The sequence below is a fragment of the Parabacteroides gordonii MS-1 = DSM 23371 genome (assembly GCF_000969825.1).
Lineage (GTDB): Bacteria > Bacteroidota > Bacteroidia > Bacteroidales > Tannerellaceae > Parabacteroides > Parabacteroides gordonii.
This window is the reverse complement of sequence record NZ_KQ033919.1, coordinates 1848637-1868200: the sequence shown is the minus strand read 5'-3', so window position 1 is coordinate 1868200 and position 19564 is coordinate 1848637. Positions and strand designations below refer to the sequence as shown.

At 47.4% G+C, this 19564-nt stretch carries 11 protein-coding genes and 2 pseudogenes; 9 read left to right on the top strand and 4 right to left on the bottom strand.

The annotated features are described in order from the left end of the window. Positions 1-65: 65 nt before the first annotated feature. The gene (gene xerD, locus HMPREF1536_RS07415; protein WP_028726406.1) at positions 66-971 is read left to right on the top strand and encodes a site-specific tyrosine recombinase XerD; all 906 of its coding nucleotides are present in this window, start codon (positions 66-68) and stop codon (positions 969-971) included. Here xerD and HMPREF1536_RS07410 read toward each other — a convergent pair. Then, positions 959-2953, bottom strand: a complete 1995-nt coding sequence (locus tag HMPREF1536_RS07410; protein ID WP_028726405.1) for a DUF4954 family protein — start codon at positions 2951-2953, stop codon at positions 959-961. The genes xerD and HMPREF1536_RS07410 overlap by 13 nt on opposite strands. Positions 2954-2981: 28 nt before the next feature. Beyond that, a complete protein-coding gene (gene hflX, locus HMPREF1536_RS07405; protein WP_028726404.1) occupies positions 2982-4202 on the bottom strand; it encodes a GTPase HflX in 1221 nt (406 codons plus the stop codon). A 71-nt stretch (positions 4203-4273) separates the two neighbouring features. Between hflX and HMPREF1536_RS07400 the strand changes: the two genes are divergently transcribed. The 7 genes from HMPREF1536_RS07400 (at position 4274) to HMPREF1536_RS07365 (ending at position 13098) form a co-directional block, all read left to right on the top strand. Next, a complete protein-coding gene (locus HMPREF1536_RS07400) occupies positions 4274-6001 on the top strand; it encodes a T9SS type A sorting domain-containing protein (protein WP_028726403.1) in 1728 nt (575 codons plus the stop codon). 56 nt (positions 6002-6057) lie between these two features. Beyond that, positions 6058-6267 (top strand): hypothetical protein, encoded by a 210-nt coding sequence (locus HMPREF1536_RS07395; RefSeq protein ID WP_028726402.1) that lies wholly within the window; start codon positions 6058-6060, stop codon positions 6265-6267. A 443-nt stretch (positions 6268-6710) separates the two neighbouring features. After that, positions 6711-7073 (top strand): BlaI/MecI/CopY family transcriptional regulator, encoded by a 363-nt coding sequence (locus tag HMPREF1536_RS07385; RefSeq protein ID WP_028726400.1) that lies wholly within the window; start codon positions 6711-6713, stop codon positions 7071-7073. A 21-nt stretch (positions 7074-7094) separates the two neighbouring features. Beyond that, positions 7095-9086 carry a M56 family metallopeptidase gene (locus HMPREF1536_RS07380; protein ID WP_028726399.1) on the top strand — a complete coding sequence of 664 codons (1992 nt, stop codon included), beginning with the start codon at positions 7095-7097 and terminating at the stop codon, positions 9084-9086. Positions 9087-9107: 21 nt separating this feature from the next. Further along, the gene (locus HMPREF1536_RS07375; RefSeq protein WP_028726398.1) at positions 9108-10634 is read left to right on the top strand and encodes a tetratricopeptide repeat protein; all 1527 of its coding nucleotides are present in this window, start codon (positions 9108-9110) and stop codon (positions 10632-10634) included. Between the two features lie 10 nt (positions 10635-10644). Continuing rightward, positions 10645-11850, top strand: coding sequence for a 6-bladed beta-propeller (locus tag HMPREF1536_RS07370; RefSeq protein WP_044191496.1), 1206 nt, complete (start codon positions 10645-10647; stop codon positions 11848-11850). Between the two features lie 36 nt (positions 11851-11886). Then, positions 11887-13098 (top strand): 6-bladed beta-propeller, encoded by a 1212-nt coding sequence (locus HMPREF1536_RS07365; protein ID WP_028726396.1) that lies wholly within the window; start codon positions 11887-11889, stop codon positions 13096-13098. A 58-nt stretch (positions 13099-13156) separates the two neighbouring features. On the opposite strand, the pseudogene HMPREF1536_RS28515 reads toward HMPREF1536_RS07365, so the two are convergent. Both HMPREF1536_RS28515 and HMPREF1536_RS28510 read right to left on the bottom strand, forming a co-directional pair. After that, positions 13157-14713: pseudogene (locus HMPREF1536_RS28515) on the bottom strand (beta-galactosidase small subunit-related protein); the annotation flags it as partial. Between the two features lie 98 nt (positions 14714-14811). Next, positions 14812-17182, bottom strand: a pseudogene (locus tag HMPREF1536_RS28510) (glycoside hydrolase family 2 TIM barrel-domain containing protein); the annotation flags it as partial. Between the two features lie 168 nt (positions 17183-17350). Here HMPREF1536_RS28510 and HMPREF1536_RS07355 point away from each other — a divergent pair. After that, positions 17351-19564 carry a patatin-like phospholipase family protein gene (locus HMPREF1536_RS07355; RefSeq protein ID WP_028726394.1) on the top strand — a complete coding sequence of 738 codons (2214 nt, stop codon included), beginning with the start codon at positions 17351-17353 and terminating at the stop codon, positions 19562-19564.

Genomic DNA, 19564 nt, shown 5'->3' with positions numbered 1-19564 from the left:
ACGGGCTGAAAATATCCGGCAAAGGTAGTGATTTTATTTGACACATACATAATTACCTGTCTACAATGCAGCAAGGAAAAGATATAATCGGCAAATATAAGACCTGGCTCCGGCTGGAGAAGTCGTTATCTGCCAATTCGATAGAGGCTTACCTGACCGACCTCGATAAACTGACCCGTTTCATCGAATCGGAGGAAAAGGATTACACCGACATAACCTATCAGGATTTACAGCAGTTCGTCGCCCAGTTGCGTGATATCGGCATACATCCCCGTTCGCAGGCTCGCATCATCTCGGGTATTAAGTCGTTCTACCGCTTCATGTTGCTGGACGAGTATATAACAGTCGATCCTACCGAATTGTTAGAATCGCCCAAGATCGGATTGAAGTTACCCGAAGTTCTGACCGTCAACGAGATAAATGACATACTCGATTCTATCGACCTGTCCTTGCCGGAAGGCCAGCGTAACCGGGCGATGCTGGAAGTGTTGTACAGTTGCGGATTGCGTGTTTCCGAGCTGACTTCCCTGCGTTATTCGGATGTTTATTTCGATGAAGGTTTTATCAAAGTGGAAGGGAAAGGGAGCAAGCAACGCCTTGTCCCGATCTCCGATACGGCTATTCGGGAGATAAAGAATTATCTGTTGGATCGGAATCTGGTTGCAGTAAAGAAAGGGTATGAAGATATTCTTTTCCTGAGCCGCCGGGGGACAGGGCTTTCGCGTATCATGGTGTTTCATGTGATCAAACAGCAGGCGGAGATGGCCGGCATAAAAAAGAATGTCAGTCCGCATACGTTCCGCCATTCTTTTGCCACCCATTTACTGGAAGGCGGTGCCAACCTTCGTGCCATTCAGGATATGCTCGGGCACGAAAAGATCACGACGACAGAGATCTATACCCATATCGACCGGGAATTCCTGCGTAAAGAAATCCTGGAACATCATCCCCGGAGCCGTTACCGGGAATGAATGCCTTTTATCCTTTCAATTAGTTCGTCTCCCAACGCCCGTTTCGTCACGATATGCTCTTTGACGGCTGTAACGAATGGGTTTTGTTCGAATGCGCCGCGAACGGTTTCAAAGTCTTCCTGTTTCTCTTTTCTGGAACCGTCTACGCCGAAGCCGGTCATTGAGGTAAGCGAGAATTCCTTTTGCGCGTCCTTGTACAGCAGCTCATCCAGTTCGATTACGGAAGACTTCCATGTCTCCACCAGTTGTATGATCTCGTTAGCGGTGATGGAGTCAAGTTTTATGCCGTAGTATTCTTCTATTTTCTTATAAGCCCACGTCCATTCCATCTCATAATACAGATAGTGCATGGTGTGGAAGAACAAATCGATAAAACCCAGCGAGGTTGTTTCCTGGTTTTCAATATCCTCGATCAATCCATCCAGTTGGTCTTTGGGAAGGATCAGGCCGGCCAGGTCTACCCATTCTCCTTCTCCCTCTTCGGTTGTCGGGATCAGTTGACTGTGTACTTCTTCCAGGCTCTTGAACCGGGTGCCTTCCAGTCTTTTGATCAATGAGTTACCCAGAAATTTATTGATTGCCATCCCGTACAGTTTCAGGGCATTCCGCAGGGAAGAGCCTTTAATACGGGTGTTCTGGTAGTAATAGATCTCGGAAGTCTCACCGACAAGGCTTTGCAGGTTCTTCAGGATGTCGACTGCCTTCATCATCTTCTGGATGGTGTAAGGGCTTAACAGGTTGTAGTTGATCATATCCTGTTTGTTCGGGTCGGTACGCTTGTCGCGTTTCGGCCATTTCTGGGCATCACGGATCGTTCCGACGCTCCGCAGGTTAACGCCCGGAACAAGATAAGTTTCGTCATCCTGTTCTATTAGGTAGGAGAAAGGCATGTCGGATGTATCGCTGTGATGGTGATGCCGTCCCATGATCAACGAGAAAGCACCGATACGTGCCGGCCAGAGGATATAAGAGTCGCTGGTTGTCTTGGAGCCCCTTTCCACAATACCCTGATGGATCGGGCCGAGTTTGTACATGTGGTTGCTCTGGTTGGAACCGCTGCCGGCGTTCAGGAACGAATACATACCGGCAATCAGCAGGCTGCTCTTGTGCATGGATACCGTAAACGGCCCGGCAAAGATTGCGCAAGCCTCCCCGTTTTCGAACGAACAGTTACTGAACAGCAGGGAGTCGTGTGCCGAGAAATTATGCGTCACATGGCAGGCCTGTCCGATAAAGCAGCGGATAATCTTTGCTGCATCGGCAATAACCGCTCCGGAAGAGATAATGAAGTCCTGGGCGATCACGCTGTCGCCGATATATACAGGAGCTTCTTCGTTACTGTTTATCGTTCCGTTTTCCAGGCGTGTGCAGTTTTCGATGGTGGTGTATGGGCCTAGATCGACATTGCGGATCGTTCCGGCATTGATTATCTTTACATCCTTACCTACTGTCCCGTAGTCGGAAGTCAGTTTTTTAGTATAATCGGCAATCATTTCCTGTAGCTTGCCGATCAGCTTCGGGCGGTGGCGGTAAAGTGCGATCACATAAGCCAAAGGGGCGGAAAGCCGGTTGAAGATCGGTACTTCACGACCGCCGGTTTCGTTTAAGACCGATACCTGTACGTTGTTGCCGAACGTCGTTTCCCCTTCCACGACCATTATGTTGACATTCTCTATATAGCAATTATCGTGAATGCGGTAGTTCGCAATATAATTATGTACGTTCTCGATCAGGATATTATTGCCTAAGAAGCAATTATGCAAAGTAGCATTCCTGATCCCGCTATGCTTCTTTATTCCGCCGGGCAGCGTAAACTCCTTTTCGAAAAGACCGATTATAACCGTTCCCGAAAAGCGAACATTAACGAGATACTTCGTATCGAAGGAAAGCGGGACTAATACCTGATCCCAGCTCTCTGCGCGGCAGTCCTGAGATTGCAGGATCGCAATCTCTTCCGGCCGCAGGTTTCTTATTTTATCCATTGGTCAACTAGTTTGTATTTCTTCCGGCTTACTCCTGTTCTTCGTCGTCGTACTGCTGGAAGAGGAAGTCGTTGTAAGGAAAACGGGTGATATGTATCTGTTTAACCCGTTCGTATAGTAATGCTTTCAAAGCATCGATATTGGTACGTTCCTTGGCGGAGATAAAGATACAGTTATCCTGCAATTTATTCATCCAGGTACGTTTCAGTTCGTCCAGGTCGATATTTTCACGTTTCCGCGGAGTGAGGTCGTCCTCGTCTTTCGGAACGAAGGTGAAGGCATCGACTTTGTTGAATACCATGATCATCGGCTTTTCGCTCTTGTCGATCTCGGCCAATGTTTTGTTTACCACCTCGATCTGTTCTTCAAAAGTCGGGTGGGAGATGTCTACCACATGAACAAGCAGGTCGGCTTCGCGCACCTCGTCGAGTGTCGATTTAAACGATTCCACCAGTTCGGTAGGCAGTTTGCGGATGAAACCGACCGTGTCTGACAACAGGAACGGCAGGTTCTCGACAATCACTTTCCGGACAGTCGTATCGAGTGTCGCAAACAGCTTGTTCTCGGCAAATACTTCGCTCTTGCTCAACTGGTTCATCAGCGTAGACTTGCCGACGTTGGTATATCCGACCAATGCCACACGAACCATTTTACCGCGGTTCTTCCGCTGTACACTTTTCTGTTTGTCGATCTCTACCAGGTCGCGTTTCAGCTTGGCTATTTTATCCAGGATGATACGTTTATCGGTTTCGAGCTGCGTTTCACCCGGCCCACGCATACCGACACCACCACGCTGGCGTTCCAGGTGAGTCCACAGACGGGTCAGTCGCGGCAACATATATTTATATTGGGCCAGCTCCACCTGCGTCTTTGCGTTGGCGGTCTGTGCACGATGGGCGAATATATCGAGGATCAGGCTGGTACGATCGAGTATCTTCACCTGAAGTTCTTTCTCAATGTTACGGAGCTGCTTGGGGGTGAGTTCGTCATCGAAGATAACCAGTCCGATTTCATTTTCGATCACATACTCTTTTATCTCCTGAAGCTTACCGGTTCCGACGAATGTAACGGGGTTCGGATAGTCCAGTCTCTGATAAAATTGTTTCACGGCTTCGGCTCCGGCCGTATCGGCAAGGAATGCCAATTCGTCCAGATATTCTTTTACTTTCTGTTCGTTTTGCTCGGGGGTAATCAAACCAACGAGCACCGCTTTTTCTGTCAGCGCTTCTGATATGATAAATTCTTTCATGCGACAAAGATAATCATTTCAATTATTTCTTTATATTTGCGGACATAAATCAATCCAAAATAGTATTAACTATGAAAAAGAAACATTTACGTATGTTTCGGCGCATCTTAGCCGGGACTGCAATTCTTACAGTTTTAGTGCCTGTCCGGGCACAAGTGTCTAATCCGTCTGAATGGTCTGGTTTTGTGAAAGGAAGCGGGAATACGGTAGTTGTCGATACGTTTCGTATGCAGACGTTTTCGGGGGCGGCTGGTGATAACTGGGAGTATACGGGAAGTGACGGGGTAGTTATAGAGAAAGGAAGGGGGTTGAAAATACCCTTGAAAGGCAAGGTCTCGTTTGAACCTTATACGTTGGAGAGCTTTCAGAGAGTGTCGGCTGTGATTACTCTTTTTGCTCATTCGATTGTTGCAGGTGATACGTTGTTTGTCGAGCTCGATAATAAAAACGGGAAAAATCGGGGAGGAGCAGTTTATCCTCAAGGAAAAGATAAGCCCGTTGAGTCTGTACGATTTGGAAGTAACCCTTATCGTCTGGACTTTTTTGCATCTACTTTGAAGGCTAATACTCAGGGGTATTTCCTTATTGACAGTATTTATGCAAAGGATACAATACCTAGATATTCTCTCTTCTCTGGAACAGGCAACTGGAATGATAAAAGCTGTTGGTCTCACCTTCCCCCTTTCCGTCACCGGCGTGCTTTGATAAATGGGGTCGTAGAAATCAATTCTTTGGTACAATGTAACCAGGCCAGTTTAGCTGACGGTCGCTTACATATTACCGATAATGGTCATTTCATTGTGGATGAACTGTTTCTCCATAACACTGACATTTCACTGACAGTCGCCGGAGAGCTAACAGTAAATAAGCAGATAACGATATACTATACCTTCCCCGAAAAAGGCAAATGGCATTTCCTCTCTTTCCCTTTCGATGTTTCCCTGAAAGGGCTCGATCCCCGTTTTGAGTTGAAAGATGATACCTTTTCCGGTAATGGTAATTACCTGTATGTACAAACTTATAACAGCGACAAACGAGCTTCCAGTCAACAGGCTACCGGAAACTGGGAAGTCTTTCCTATGCCGTCCTCTTTAGAGAATCCTTTTATCTTTGAGAAAGGAAAAGGCTATCTGGTCGCATTAGACGCAACGGCATCTGACAATACATTGACCTTTTCTGTCGATAAAGAGAATATACCGGACAATTTCGGTAAGGGCACTTCTATACCAATAAATATATCATCTTCCGGTGATGCCAATTCAGGTCATAGCGGCTGGTATCTTTGTGGCAACCCGTTGCCCGAACCGTTGGAACTTTCCCGGATAAAACTTGATCCGGCACTGGATGGAAATATCTATTTATACGATGGGAATACCTATAAGCCCTATCCGATAGGCAGCAATTACGCACTTCCACCACTTGCCGCTTTCTTTGTCAAGGCGACGGCTGCTACCGAGTTGACTATTACCGGTGAATTATCTGAGGCAAATGTAATCTTGCTGAAATCCGATTTCTCTTTGCGTTCAGAGTTGGCAGAGCCGACAGAAGTTAAGACCCAAATATCCCAAGTCGAAAAGGAAACAGGGAAAAGTTTCATAAAAGGTAATACACTTTATCTCGAAGATCTCCCGTCTGCCGGAAAAGTAAAAGTGATAGATGTTGCCGGACGCGTTGTATATTCCCGCGCCGTATCAAATCGTTCATCCGTATTGCCTTTGTCTCTCCGGTCAGGATTGTACATTATTATTGTTGAAGCCGGTGGTTATCGCGCCCAACACAAATGCGTTCTGACCCAATAAAAGCCGGAACTATCTTGTATCTTTGCCTGTTCAAAGTAATAAAGAAGAAAATCGGTATGAAGAAGATTAATATTACAACCGGTGTCCTGTTGATCTACCTGATCGTAATGAGCGTATGGGGCTGGCCCGGAAAGCAACCCGACCCCGACTGGGTACAGTATTTCGCTGTCATGGGAGTATCCGTGTTCGTCATCCTTCTGCTGCGTTATCTGCAAATCAAGCGGATGAAGATGCGTAATAAGTGGAAGGAAGAGAACAAACGGTAGTTCAATGCCTGGAACTTGCCCCTAGAGAAACTGGCTGGCCTGGGAGATAACTTCCCCTGGAGCTGATGTGAACTTATTTACCTCCGCAATAAAACATTGTTCGACCTTCGTCAGACAGCTGTTCGACAAGTGTGAGACAGCTGTCTGACGAGTGTCGAACAGCTGTCTGACGAGTGTCGAACAGCTGTCTGACGAGTGTCGAACAGCTGTCCCACACCCGTCGAACAAAGTTTTCCTCCGTACCCCGCTGAAATTGCGACCGCGCTGATCGGTAATTCCCTCCCGGATAGTTGGAAATATGTCCGGGATCATCCTCCCTTCCCGCCGGGTAATGCTCTTTATCTGGTAGGTAACTTCATCTTTAATACTTATTAACTCCTTTTCTCTTGCTTGCTTACGATTATTTCGTAAGTTTGCGATACAATCGTAAATAAATAGGAATCATGGAAAAATTGACAATGCAGGAAGAAGAGGTAATGCGCTGGATATGGCAGATTGGTCCTTGTTTCGTTAAAGATATACTGGCGAAGTATCCGGACCCAAAGCCCCCTTACACCACGCTTGCTTCTATCGTGAAAAATCTGGAACGCAAAAAGTATGTGAAGAACAAACGCTATGGTAATACGTACGAATACACTCCCCAAATACCGGAGAGCGAATATAAACGTACCTTTATGAGCGGTGTTGTACGCAACTACTTTGAAGACTCGTACAAAGAGATGGTTTCCTTCTTCGCCAAAGAGCAGAAGATCTCTACGGATGATTTGAAAGATATCATCGATCTGATAGAAAAAGGAAAAGAATAAACCTTTTAATACCTTATTACCATGACACCGGAATTTGCCTACTTTCTGAAGGTGAATGTAGCCTTTGTACTCTTTTATGCCTTCTACCGACTGCTCTTTTATAAGGACACGTTCTTTAAGTTGCGTCGCTTTTCACTCCTTGCTTTCTTTGGGTTGGCGTTGATTTATCCCCTGCTCAACATACAGGAATGGGTGAAGGAGCAGGAGCCCATGACGGAAGTGATACAGATGTATTCGGCTATCCTGCCGGAAATAACCGTGACGCCCGAAGTGGTGGTCGAAACAGACTGGAAGAGTATCCTGCTCTCGGCAAGTTCTTATTTTTACTGGGGTGTCGTGGCCCTTCTTTTAGTCCGCTTCCTCGTTCAGTTAGGCAGTATCCTGCTACTGGCTTACCGCAGTCGGCGGACGGTCATACACGGCGTGCCTGTTTATCAACTGGATAAACCCGCCGGGCCTTTCTCGTTCTTCCAAATGATATTCATACATCCGGAAAACCATTCGGATAAAGAGATAGATGAAATACTTACACACGAATGTACCCACGTATTCCAATGGCATTCGGTAGATGTGATGATTTGCGAGCTGATTACCGTTATATGCTGGGTGAATCCCTTTGCATGGCTTCTCAAACGGGAAGTGCGCCATAACCTTGAATACCTGGCAGATAATACCGTTATCCAATCCGGATACGACAGCAGGAGCTACCAGTATCACCTGTTAGGTCTTGCCCATCACCATCAGGCTGCAGCAACGTTATATAATAGTTTTAATGTATTACATCTAAAAAACAGAATTAGTATGATGAACAAAAAGAGATCCAATGGGATCGGAAGAACAAAATACCTGATATTCATTCCACTGGCGGCATTCCTGATGCTACTCAGTAATATTGAGGCGGTTGCCCGCATTACGGGACAAATTGCAGCCGATGCAGTTGCTGAAGTAAAGGAAGCGACCGAGATCAGTCTGGTTCCGGCAGAAGCCGTGAAAGTGAAAGGTCAGGTAATAGACGATTTTAACGGGCCGATCATCGGTGCGAATGTGCTTGTAAAAGGATCCAACGTCGGGACAATAACCGACATGGATGGTAACTTTGTACTCGAAACGACAAAAGATGCCGTCCTCGTATTCTCTTTCCCGGGAACAAAGGCGAAAGAAGTGGCAGTGAAAGATGTGCTGGGTGACCTGAAGGTACAGTTGTATTCGGACGGAACGGTACAACGGTCACAGTCGGCCACGGCTTCTCCTGCTCCGCAACGGCAGTCGGATGGGCCGCAGGTTGTATCGGATCAGGTATTTACCGTTGTAGAAGTAATGCCGGAATTTCCCGGTGGACAGGGTGAATTGCTTAAATTTCTGGCCAAGACTATCAAATATCCGGTGATTGCACAGGAGAACGGTATTCAGGGACGTGTTACGGCTTCATTTATCATAGAGAAAGACGGTTCTATCCGTGATATCGAAGTGATCCGTGGTGTCGATCCATCACTCGATATGGAAGCTGTCAGGGTACTTTCTGCAATGCCGAGATGGACGCCCGGAAAGCAAAGGGGACAGGATGTGGCCGTTAAGTATACGGTGCCGGTTACTTTCCGCTTGCAGGGAAAAACAGAGAATCAACCCACTCCGGGCAAGGATGATATAGTAGTTGTTGGTTATGGTAGCGACGAGGCTGATAAAGTAGCCGATTCTAACCAGGTCTTTGCAATGGTGGAAAAGATGCCGCTATTCCCCGGTGGACAGGACGGCTTGATTGCGTTTTTGGCAAAGACAATACAATATCCGAAGGAAGCACAGGAGAAAGGTCTTCAAGGACGTGTTGTCTGCTCATTTATCGTGGAGAAAGACGGTTCGCTCAGTGATACGAAAGTAATTCGGGGTATCGACCCGTTATTGGATCAAGAAGCTTTGCGTGTCATTAGTGTGATGCCGAAATGGACTCCGGGAACACAGCGCGGAAAGGCTGTTCGGGTTAAATATACCGTTCCTCTGACTTTCACCTTGCAGTAACCACCAAATAATACGAAGCTGATGATGCATAAATATACTGTTTTGCTTCTTCTCAGTGTCCTGTCCCTGATGGGGCAGGCACAGAGTTTATCACTACAGGAACTGGTTAACAGAAAGCAGTTTACGCAAGTGATTGCCCTGGCCGATAGTCTTACGGCGGCAGACTCTGCCGACTATGTTACTATGTCGGCTATCGGCCAGGCTTATGAAGGCGTGCTCCGGTATAAGGAAGCATACCAGTGTTTCCGCCATTGTCTGTCGATGGACACGACGAATGTAGATGCTTTGAATGCGGTTGCCCGTGCAGCCATCAACTTCGGAAAGATTGCGGAAGCGAAGCGTTGTTTTCAGAAAGTGCTCGAAACGGATACGCTGAACTTCTACGCCAATAATCAGTTGGCCCGCCTGTATTATCAGTTGGGCGATTACGGGCAGTCGATGGAATATTACCATACGTTGGCTTCTTTCGAGAGTGATAATCCTTCTATCCTGGCCGGCCTCGCCGATTGCCATGTCAAGAAAGGAATCGGGCCGAACACGTTGATTGCCCTTTCCCTGTATGCCCGTGCGCTGGAAATAAACCCGGAAAATATACGTGTCGCCTCTTCCCTGATCAATACTTTGCTTCGGATGGGGGATGGAAAAGGGGCGTTGCAGGTATGCGATACCGCTTTGTATTATAACCCGGATAGTCGCCAGATCCGGCAGAGCCAGGGGATGGCTTTGTATATGACGAAGAATTACCTGAAAGCGGATACGGTCTACACCGGTTTGCTGGCTGAAGGCGATTCCTCTTTCATCAACCTCAAATATGCAGGAGCAGCCCGTTATATGTCGGGACATGCACTGGATGCTGTCGACCCTCTGGAGTTCGCTTACGAGATCGACTCTACCGATGTGGAGACGGTTCTTCTCTACGGTGCTTCGCTGGGGAAAACATACGACCGTCAGCGAGCGTACCGTTTATTCGACCAGGCGGAAGAGTGTATGAAGCCGAAGCCCTTTTTTGTCAATCTGCTGACTGCTTTCAGAGGAAGTACCCTGGAACGTGACGGCCGTTTCAACGAAGCGGAGAAGATATATTATGAAGCCTGGAAGAAAGATCCGACGCAACTGAATTTCCTGTATGAGATCAGTAAGAATTATTGGGCAATAGAACCGGATCTGTTTAAGGATGAGGTGAAGTTGCAGAAAACGCTTTTCAGCAAGTACACCTACCTGACGGAATATATGAAGCGGAATGAATCGTCGAAAGGACTCCATAGCTACCGCTTTTTCCTCGAAGACCTGTATCAGGACGCCTTCTTCCGTAGTGTCAGCGAGCTGACAATGTTGGCACCCGACGGGAAAAAGAGTAAACTCTCATTGATCGACCTGCGTTCTCTGATCAACAGCTTGCCCGAACCACCCGAAATAGAAAAGCAACACTACGAACAGATGCGTGCTGCCATGAAGAAACGGGAACAGAAAGAGATGGCTTCGAAGGACTCGTCCGATCATTACTTCAATGCCGGCAGGAAAGCTGCCCAGGAGAAAAAATCCGAATAACCTAACAGGTATGCATATGGTAAAACAGATCAGAATGGCAGGTGTACTTCCTGTCTGCTTATTTCTGCTTTCATGTGGAGGACAGAAGTCCGGTGATCAACAGGCGGAAGATATTTCCGGAGTATCCGGATATCCGGTAACGATCGCTTTTGAGAAAGGGATCGAGACGGAGCAGGAAGTACTGCTGAGTGAGATCGCTAAGGAAGTAAAGATCGTGCCGCTGGAGACGAAGCCCGAATGTCTGGTAGCCAAAGTGAATAAGGGGATGATACAGATGGTGGATCATAACTTGTTTATTCCATGCAGTGAAGGGTTGTTGCAGTTTACGGATGACGGTAAGTTCGTCCGCTCGGTCGCCAAGCGGGGACAAGGGCCGGGAGAATATGCGGCAGTCAGGTTTATTGCTGCAAATGACAGGTTGAAACAGGTTTATTTGATGGATCACGGAAAACTCCTTACTTATTCTGTCGATGGAACGTATATAAGAGAGTGCAAAATACCTTTCTGCTGGCAGTTCACCGTGTTAGGCGATAGTACGTTTGTCGGCTATATCTATAATAATACGGGACAGAAGAAAGATAAACTTCTTCTCATAAATCAGGAGGGTGAGACATGGAATACTTTTCCGCAGTATGATCAGTTTACCATTGCCAGCGGCTTGAATTATTATTTGTGGGGACGTTACGACCGTTATGTCTATTCATTTAAGGAGGAAGCCTGCTGCAAAGAGTATTATAATGATACGGTCTTTACGGTTACACCGGAGCAGCTTCAACCCCGTTATATCCTGGATATGGGAAGATATAAAATTCCGAAGGAAAGACGTTTTGAAATCCTCGAAGGAAACTGGCTGGTCTATTCAGAACCGGCACAGGCGTATCTGCGCCCGGATTTCCACGAAACTTCTCAATGGGTGTTTCTCCCCTATACTTCCTGGGATGTGACCAGTGAAGATGAGTCGCCCCGGTTGGCTATGTATGATAAGAAGAAAGGCGTTTGCTATAAGGTGAAGAACGACCGGATCAAGAACGATATGCCGGGCGGTTTGCCTTTTTATCCGGAAGCTCGCATCGCAGATGATGTGTTGCTTTATTACCTGGAAGCATCCGAGGTACTGGAGCTGGCAGAAGAGGATCCTTCGATCCTAGACTATGAGCAATTGAAGAATTTGAAAGAAGATGATAACCCGGTGTTGATGATCGTTCAGTTGAAATGATCTGAACAAGTAATAATCAACTAAATACTTAGGAGTATGAATAGATTTAGTACCATATCATTCGTTATTATCTCCTCTCTTTTGTTTTCCTGTGGCGGGAAGAAAGCAGAGAAACAGACGGAAGAAGTGGAGGTAGCAAAAGCTCCCACATATCCTATGACTGTTCCGTTTGAAACCGGTATAGAGACGGAGCGCGAAGTCTTATTAAGCGAGATTGCCGATTCTGTAAGGTTTATACCGTTGGAGACAAGCGATAAATCTTTGATCAGAGGAATAAAAGAGGCGAATATCCTGAAGACTGACAAATACTTCTTTTTACCGTGGGTGGAAACATTGTTCCAATATACTACAGATGGTCAGTTTGTCCGTAAGATAGGACGTAAAGGAAGCGGCCCCGGTGAGTTTGTCTGGATCTCCCAGATTGATGCTGATGAAGAAAAGGGATTGCTTTTTATGCAAACGACCTCGCAGCGGATCAATGTGTATGATATGGAGTCCGGGAAGTTTCTGCGATCGATGAAATGCCCGGATATTGAGTCGGGGGACTTTGCGATGTTGAATGATACGACATCCGTTACATTCGTTCGTAATACGAACGGCAAAAGGAAGATACGCCTTTATATCGCTGATGCCAAAGGTGATACCATGAATGCCTTCTCCCGGTCGGATCTGTTTGAGTTGAATAGCCAGTATTCGTGGATGATGAGTAGCCCGACGGATCGTTATATGTTCCATTATAAAGATATGGTTTGCTGTAAAGACTATTACAACGATACCCTGTTTACCGTAACGAAAGATTTACTCGAACCTCGGTATATCTTTGAAATGGGGAAATACTCTTTGCCTATTGATTGTCGTTTTGAATACCTGAACGGGGATGGCAAACGTTTCCAGGAGTTGGCAGCACCTTATCTGAGGTATCAGGCGATCGAGACAGAATCGTATCTGTTCATGCCTTATACGAATTGGACAGGTGAAAAAGCACGCAAGCGGCGGCTGGCTCTGTTCGACAAGAAAACCGGGGAGTGTTATAAAGTATCGGGTGATGGCTTCATAAAGAATGACCTGGGAAGTGAATTGCCTATTCGTCCTGTAGCTGCATTAGACAGTAAAACGCTATTGTCTGTATGGGAAATGCAGGATATATTTAAGGAAGCAGAAAAGAATCCGGCTATCCTTGAATTAGAACAATTGAAAGGGATAGACGAAGATGATAATCCGGTGTTGATGCTTGTTTATTTGAAATAAAATAAAAAGAGCGGACAAAAGCCCGCTCTTTTTAGAGATATCTTTGGATACAAATCTCTTATTCACTCAGAATAGTAAGTTCTGCTCCCGTTGCGAAATCCTGTCCATTCTGTGAGCTCAGTGCGGTGAAACGGATGTAACGTCCTTTCACTGGTTGGTCGAAGAGGACTTTCTTTTCATCCCGGTTATTTGCGAACTGGCCTTTGCAGACAGGCTCACCCCAGTTCTTGCCGTCGGAGCTGACCTGGATGGAATATTCTTTGATATTACCGTTGTTGCTGTCTTTGCGAGGCATGTAGATAAAGCCTTTGAATGCTTTTTCTTCGCCGGCATCCAGGTCTACCCAATGCGGATATTTAGCTACCGTAACCGAATACATGCTGTGCCAGATTGTATTCGGATCGCCGTCTACCAGGTTCTTGGCATCGCCTTCACCCACTTCCTCACTGCTGGCGTAGATAACTTCTGTCTGGATACTTTCCAGTTTGTTGAAAGTCTTTGTCGACTTGATCTCCGGATTATTCTTCAACCAGGCTGTGATTGTTCCGCCTTCGCGCATCGGGATGGCTCCGGTATATTCTTTCGCTTTCTTTTCCTTGCCGATCGTATAGTAGAAAACAGCGTCCTTGTCGATAGACGACAATTCGACCATACCTACCCGGCTGCGGGTGATGGAGAAAGGAATCTCACCGGCAGGCGATACCTGTGCCGCAGCAGACAGGTCTTGTGTTGCCGGGCGGATGATAAAGCCGATATTGTTCTGTCCGGCAAATACACGGTCGTACATCAAGGGGCCACCCTGTCCGCAACTGTTACCACCCAGGCCTGTAACGGCAAGGTCGAGATGCAGGTAGGTATCACCGGCTTTCGGCAATTGGTAAGGATGTCCGGCCAGGGTCATATCGAGTGCGGAATACTGCAAAGCCGAGGTAGAAAGGCGGTTGGTTGCTACAAAGACAGCTCCCTTGCCGGCCTTGTCGGTCAGGGCACACCAACGTATGTCCTCATGGTTGCCCATGTCCTGCGGTTTGGGGAAATTCACGAACAGGTCGGCTACGGTCGATTGATACTGCTCGATGAACTGTCCGGATTTACGGTCGGCATAGTTCTCAATAGGGCCGCGTCCGTAGTACGTATAGTTTTCGTAACGTTGAGGCACTATCATCCGGTAACCTAAACGCGGCAGTACCAGGCTCGGGTTGTTGGAAGTGATGCTTGCCTGCAGCTCGATGGAGCCGTCGCGGTAGATTGTCCATGCCTGGTCGGTCGTGAACTTGAAGTCGTCTTCACCGAATACCTTGTCGGTTTCTTCTTCCACCTTGTTCTTACCGCTCGAGGTTCCGCCCAGTATCTTGGCTGCATTGGGCGCCTGCGATTCTACGGTGTAGAACAATACCAGAGAACCGTCTTTCCGCTGGATTACTTTGGATGCGGTCGCTTTATGTTTCAGATTATGCAAGCCGTTTTCGAACCAGCTGCCGTAGAACCAGTTGTCGTTGTTGGTGAAGGCTCGGAAAGCATCCAGTTTCGGGCCGTTACCGTCGGCAATGATCGTTTCGCCACCGTAATTCAGACTGTAGATCGTTCCGGTTTCGTTATCGAATGTCGCTTTGAAATTATCACCCTTGATCGTTGAGAAGCGTGGGTCTGACTGTTTTTCGATCGATAATTCTCCTGCTGAGGCATTGGCCACTTCATTGATAGCGGGTTTGCCGGCGGAAGCTTTTACCGGGAGTTGTTCTTCAGCCATTACATAACCTTTGGCAGCCCAGGGTTTGTCTTCATTCAGCAGGAACTGTATTTTGACGAAATATTCGTTCTCCGCTTTCAGCTGACTGTAATTGTAAGGGATGGCTACCTGCGTACGTTTGCGCGGTGAAACCTTGCCCGGGTTCAGTGAGCCGCTTTCCACTTCTTTACCGTTTTCGTAAAGCGACCATTTCACATCGTAGTCAGACAGATCGTTGAAATAGTATTTATTGAACAGCTCGAAAAGGCCTTTTTGTGCATCCACTTCTGTTACACCGATATGCTGGTACACTTTCTTCACTTCGTAATACTGCGGTTTCGGTTCCAGGTCGCCAAATACGATACCGTTCATTACGAACTGTCCGTCGTTAGGCGTATCGCCGAAGTCACCGCCATAAGCCAGGTAACGTTTACCGTCCGGCGTATAGTTGTAGAGCGACTGGTCTACCCAGTCCCAGATGGCACCGCCACAGAAGAAGTTGGTCGACTCCATCGCATCCCAGTAATCAATCAGGTTACCGCAGGCATTCCCCATCGAGTGTGCATATTCCGAGATATGGAACGGATACTTGATATCATAATCACCTTTCACGGCGCCGCGTACCCAGGAGATAGACGGATACTGGTTGGAACCCATATCCACAATTTTATTGTTACGTTCATACTGTACAGGACGTGATAAGTCCGCTTTCTTCAACGCATTATAAGCATCCACGAAGTTCTGTCCCGGCCCGGCTTCGTTGCCCAGCGACCAGATCACGATAGACGGATTGTTGATATTGGCGTGAACCATTTCCAGGACACGTGCCACATGGGCATCTTTCCATTCCGCAGGGTGGGATAGGGAAGCTGCACCGTAATAATACTCATGCGATTCGATATTGGCTTCATCTTCCAGATAAAGACCATATTTGTTACACAGGTAATACCAGTACGGATCATCCGGATAATGCGAGTTACGAACGTGGTTGATATTGGCACGTTTCATCAGCATCACTTCCTCTTCCATCATCTTACGGGTGATGGCATGGCCTACGGCCGGATTGCTTTCGTGGCGGTTCACGCCTTTCAGCTTGACAGTCTTACCATTTACATAATAGTAGCGTCCGGCCAGTCCGAACTCGTCTTCCGAAGCGGGCGTATCTTTTATTTCCACTTTGCGGAAACCGACAGTGGTGGAGATTGTTTCTACCGTACGGCCTTTCTTATCTTTCAACTCGCCTACCAATGTATAACGGTATGGTTGTTCGGCAGACCATTTATTCGGGTTTTGTATTTTCAGGACTGTTTCAGCATTCATCTCCAAGCCCGGAGGAATCTGGGCGATGGGGGCGGTAGCTGTTACGTTCTCTATTTTCGTATTGTCGTCAGAATAGAGTTTATTGGCATACAGCGAATAGACCATCGAATATCCTTTCGCCATTTTCTTACCCAGGTTACGGATGTCTGCCCGGATAGCCAGTGAACCGTCTGTGTAGGTTGCGTCCAGGTCAGGCGTGGCAACCAGGTCGCGAACGTGCAGCTGCGGAACGGCAGTCAACGATACGGTACGGTAGATACCCGGCAGGCGGAACATATCCTGTGCTTCGAGGAAAGAACCGTCCGAACTGCGGTACACTTCAGCAGCTACGATGTTTTTCCCTTTCACCAGATAAGGAGTGATATTGAAGCTGGCCGTATTACGCGAGTTTTTGGAGAAACCGACGTATTGCCCGTTTATCCAGAGATAGAAGAACGAATCTACCCCGTCGAAATTTATAAAGACTTCTTTGTCTTCCCAATCCTGGGGGATGGTGAATTCGCGACGGTAAGAACCGACTTCGTTACGGTCTTTGAAGGTTGTCCAGTTTTCCGGCGGGGTACGCATCACGCCGCCGCGCCAGTCGTCGACAGCTACTTTATGCTGGAAGATAACCGGTTGATTCACATAGATAGGTGTCCCGTACTTCTGTGTCCCGTCTTTTTGAAGACCGACGATGTTCCAGCTGGAAGGCACCGGGATATTGTCCCATCCCGATACATCGAAGTTCGTTTGATAGAAGTCCTTCGGACGTTCTTCGGGAGTTCGTACCCAGTTGAATTTCCAGTCACCGTTGAGTGACTGCCAGTACGTACTGTTTTCCGGTAATACTTTCCGGGCACTTTCCTGATCCTGGAAAGAGAAGAACCAGGCATGAGGTTGTTCTTTGTTCAGCGCAAGGTTTTCGGGCGATTCCCATTCATTCCCTTTCGGCGCCTGTTCTGCGGCATACTGATAGCCTTTTAGTGGATCTACTGTAGCAAAGCTTTGCAATGTAAAGCTGCATAGTAATAGACATAATGCTAGTTTTTGCATATTGAGTTTTTCTTCTTAAGGTGAGAAACAGCCTCAAAAATAATACAATTATCGGAGAGTGTGGTTATTACTTAGTGTTTTTATTAGTAAATCTATTAAATACAGTAAACTTTATTTCATTTGTATCTTTAGCGTAAACCAACTACATTTGCTGCAAATAATGTGAAGATGAAAAAGTTACTTTACTTTTTGCTCCTGGTGCTGTTCACTTTCCCTTCGCTGTATGCTCAACGGAAGAAAGTAGGTGTGGTATTGGGAGGCGGAGGTGCAAAAGGAGTAGCTCATATTGGAGTGTTGAAAGTACTGGAAGAGGCGGGTATCCCGATCGATTATGTGGCAGGAACCAGTATGGGGGCTATTGTAGGCGGTTTGTATGCAATCGGTTATACGCCGGATGAGATCGACAGCATGGTGATTGCACAAGATTGGACAATGCTTTTGAGTGACCGGGTGACGCGTACCAGTCTATCCTTCCCGGAGAAAGAGAACTCCGAGCGATATATCGTATCCCTTCCTTTCGGCAAGGATAAGAAAGACCGTGTGATCAGTGGTATGATCCGGGGACAGAACCTGCAAAACCTTTTCTCGAACCTGACGATCGGATATCATGATTCCGTGGACTTCAAGAATTTTAATATTCCTTTTGCCTGTGTGGCGGTAGATGCCGTGAACGGGAAAGACTATGTGTTTGATAAAGGCAGCCTTCCGCTGGCGATGCGTGCCAGCATGGCTATACCGGCTGTGTTCACGCCGGTGAGACTGGATAGCATGGTGCTGGTCGATGGCGGATTGAACGATAACTTCCCGGTCGATGTGGCCCGGAAGATGGGGGCCGATATCATTATCGGGGTCGACCTGGGTACCAGCGACCTGAAAGAACTGAAAGACCTGAATACGCCCGGTGACCTGATCGGGCAGATCATCGCGTTGCATGGTTACGAGAAATATGCCAGAAACAAGGAACAGACAGATTTATTATTCCGTCCCAACATGACGCCTTATAATGCCGCCAGCTTCAGTACGGTAGCCCTCGATACCCTGATCCGGCGCGGCGAACGGGAAGCCTATGCCCGTTGGGACGAGATTTGCGCTTTAAAGAAGAAGATCGGCATTCCGGACAACTACCAACCGGAGGAGCAGGGGCATATGCGGAAGTCCTATCCCGTATTGCCGACCGACAGCTTTTATATCCGCCATATCCTGTTTACCGGAACTGACTCGCGGGATGAAAAATGGCTGATGAAAATCAGCGGCCTGCGGGAGAACAGTCATATCACATTGAATGAGCTCCATCATGCCATGTCGGTGTTGGTAGGTTCGAATGCTTATTCGAATGTAAATTATAAACTGACAGGCGAGCATCAACAGGATCTGGTATTGATGGCTCAGAAGAAATCGGTCAGTTCCTTGAATGCCGGCGTCCGCTTTGACTCGGAAGAGATCATCGGTGTGCTGCTGAACGCGACGTTCGATTACCGGACTCGCAACCATTCGAAACTGGCGTTCACCGGACGTGTCGGAGGGAAGATTTCTTCTGCCCGGCTGGATTATTCAATCGAGCGGAATCCGTTGCGTAACCTTAATCTGGCTTACCAGTTTACCTACAATGACCTGGATATTTATAAGAAAGGGGATAAGACGTTCAACACCAGTTACACGCATCATCTGGCGGAGTTCGGGTATTCGGATATGAACTGGCTGAACTTCAAGTTCAAGGTCGGCCTTCGTTACGAATACTTCAACTATACTTCTTTCCTGTACACGGGGGATAATAACAACGAGTATGCGGTGAAGCCGGAAGGGTTCATCAGTTATTTTGCCTTGGCGCATCTGGAGACATTCGACCGCCGCTATTTCCCGACAAAAGGGGTTTCCCTGAAAGCAGACTATTCGTTCTATACGGATAACTTTGTCAGTTATAACGGTCATGCTCCCTTCTCGGCTGTAGGACTGAACTTCACGTCCGTCCTGCCGATCACTTCCCATCTGAGCGTGTTGCCGTCTCTTTACGGGCGTGTGCTGATCGGGGGAAACCTGGCTTATCCTTTCCTGAATGCCGTAGGTGGCGAAGTGGAGGGGCGGTATGTTCCGCAGCAATTACCTTTTGCCGGTATCAACCGCGTGGAGATATTCGACAATGCCCTGGCTGTGGCCCGGTTGCATTTCCGCCAGCGTATCGCCGGACGCAATTATATCTCATTGATCGGTAACTATGCCATCCACCATGACGACTTCCTTCATCTGTTTAGTGGCAAAAGCGTGTGGGGAGGCAGCATCGGGTATGCTTATAACAGTATTGCCGGGCCGCTGAGTGCCAATTTCAGCATGTCCAACCAGAATACAAATCTTCAGTTTTATTTGAATCTGGGATTTTCGTTCTGA

What these genes read in the sequence shown, in the direction of transcription:
- HMPREF1536_RS07380 (WP_028726399.1), top strand. Translation starts at nt 7,095, where the DNA reads ATGACACCGGAATTTGCCTACTTTCTGAAGGTGAATGTAGCCTTTGTA.
- HMPREF1536_RS07410 (WP_028726405.1), bottom strand. Translation starts at nt 2,953, where the DNA reads ATGGATAAAATAAGAAACCTGCGGCCGGAAGAGATTGCGATCCTGCAA.
- hflX (WP_028726404.1), bottom strand. Translation starts at nt 4,202, where the DNA reads ATGAAAGAATTTATCATATCAGAAGCGCTGACAGAAAAAGCGGTGCTC.
- HMPREF1536_RS07395 (WP_028726402.1), top strand. Translation starts at nt 6,058, where the DNA reads ATGAAGAAGATTAATATTACAACCGGTGTCCTGTTGATCTACCTGATC.
- HMPREF1536_RS07375 (WP_028726398.1), top strand. Translation starts at nt 9,108, where the DNA reads ATGATGCATAAATATACTGTTTTGCTTCTTCTCAGTGTCCTGTCCCTG.
- HMPREF1536_RS07385 (WP_028726400.1), top strand. Translation starts at nt 6,711, where the DNA reads ATGGAAAAATTGACAATGCAGGAAGAAGAGGTAATGCGCTGGATATGG.
- HMPREF1536_RS07365 (WP_028726396.1), top strand. Translation starts at nt 11,887, where the DNA reads ATGAATAGATTTAGTACCATATCATTCGTTATTATCTCCTCTCTTTTG.
- HMPREF1536_RS07400 (WP_028726403.1), top strand. Translation starts at nt 4,274, where the DNA reads ATGAAAAAGAAACATTTACGTATGTTTCGGCGCATCTTAGCCGGGACT.
- HMPREF1536_RS07355 (WP_028726394.1), top strand. Translation starts at nt 17,351, where the DNA reads ATGAAAAAGTTACTTTACTTTTTGCTCCTGGTGCTGTTCACTTTCCCT.
- HMPREF1536_RS07370 (WP_044191496.1), top strand. Translation starts at nt 10,645, where the DNA reads ATGCATATGGTAAAACAGATCAGAATGGCAGGTGTACTTCCTGTCTGC.
- xerD (WP_028726406.1), top strand. Translation starts at nt 66, where the DNA reads ATGCAGCAAGGAAAAGATATAATCGGCAAATATAAGACCTGGCTCCGG.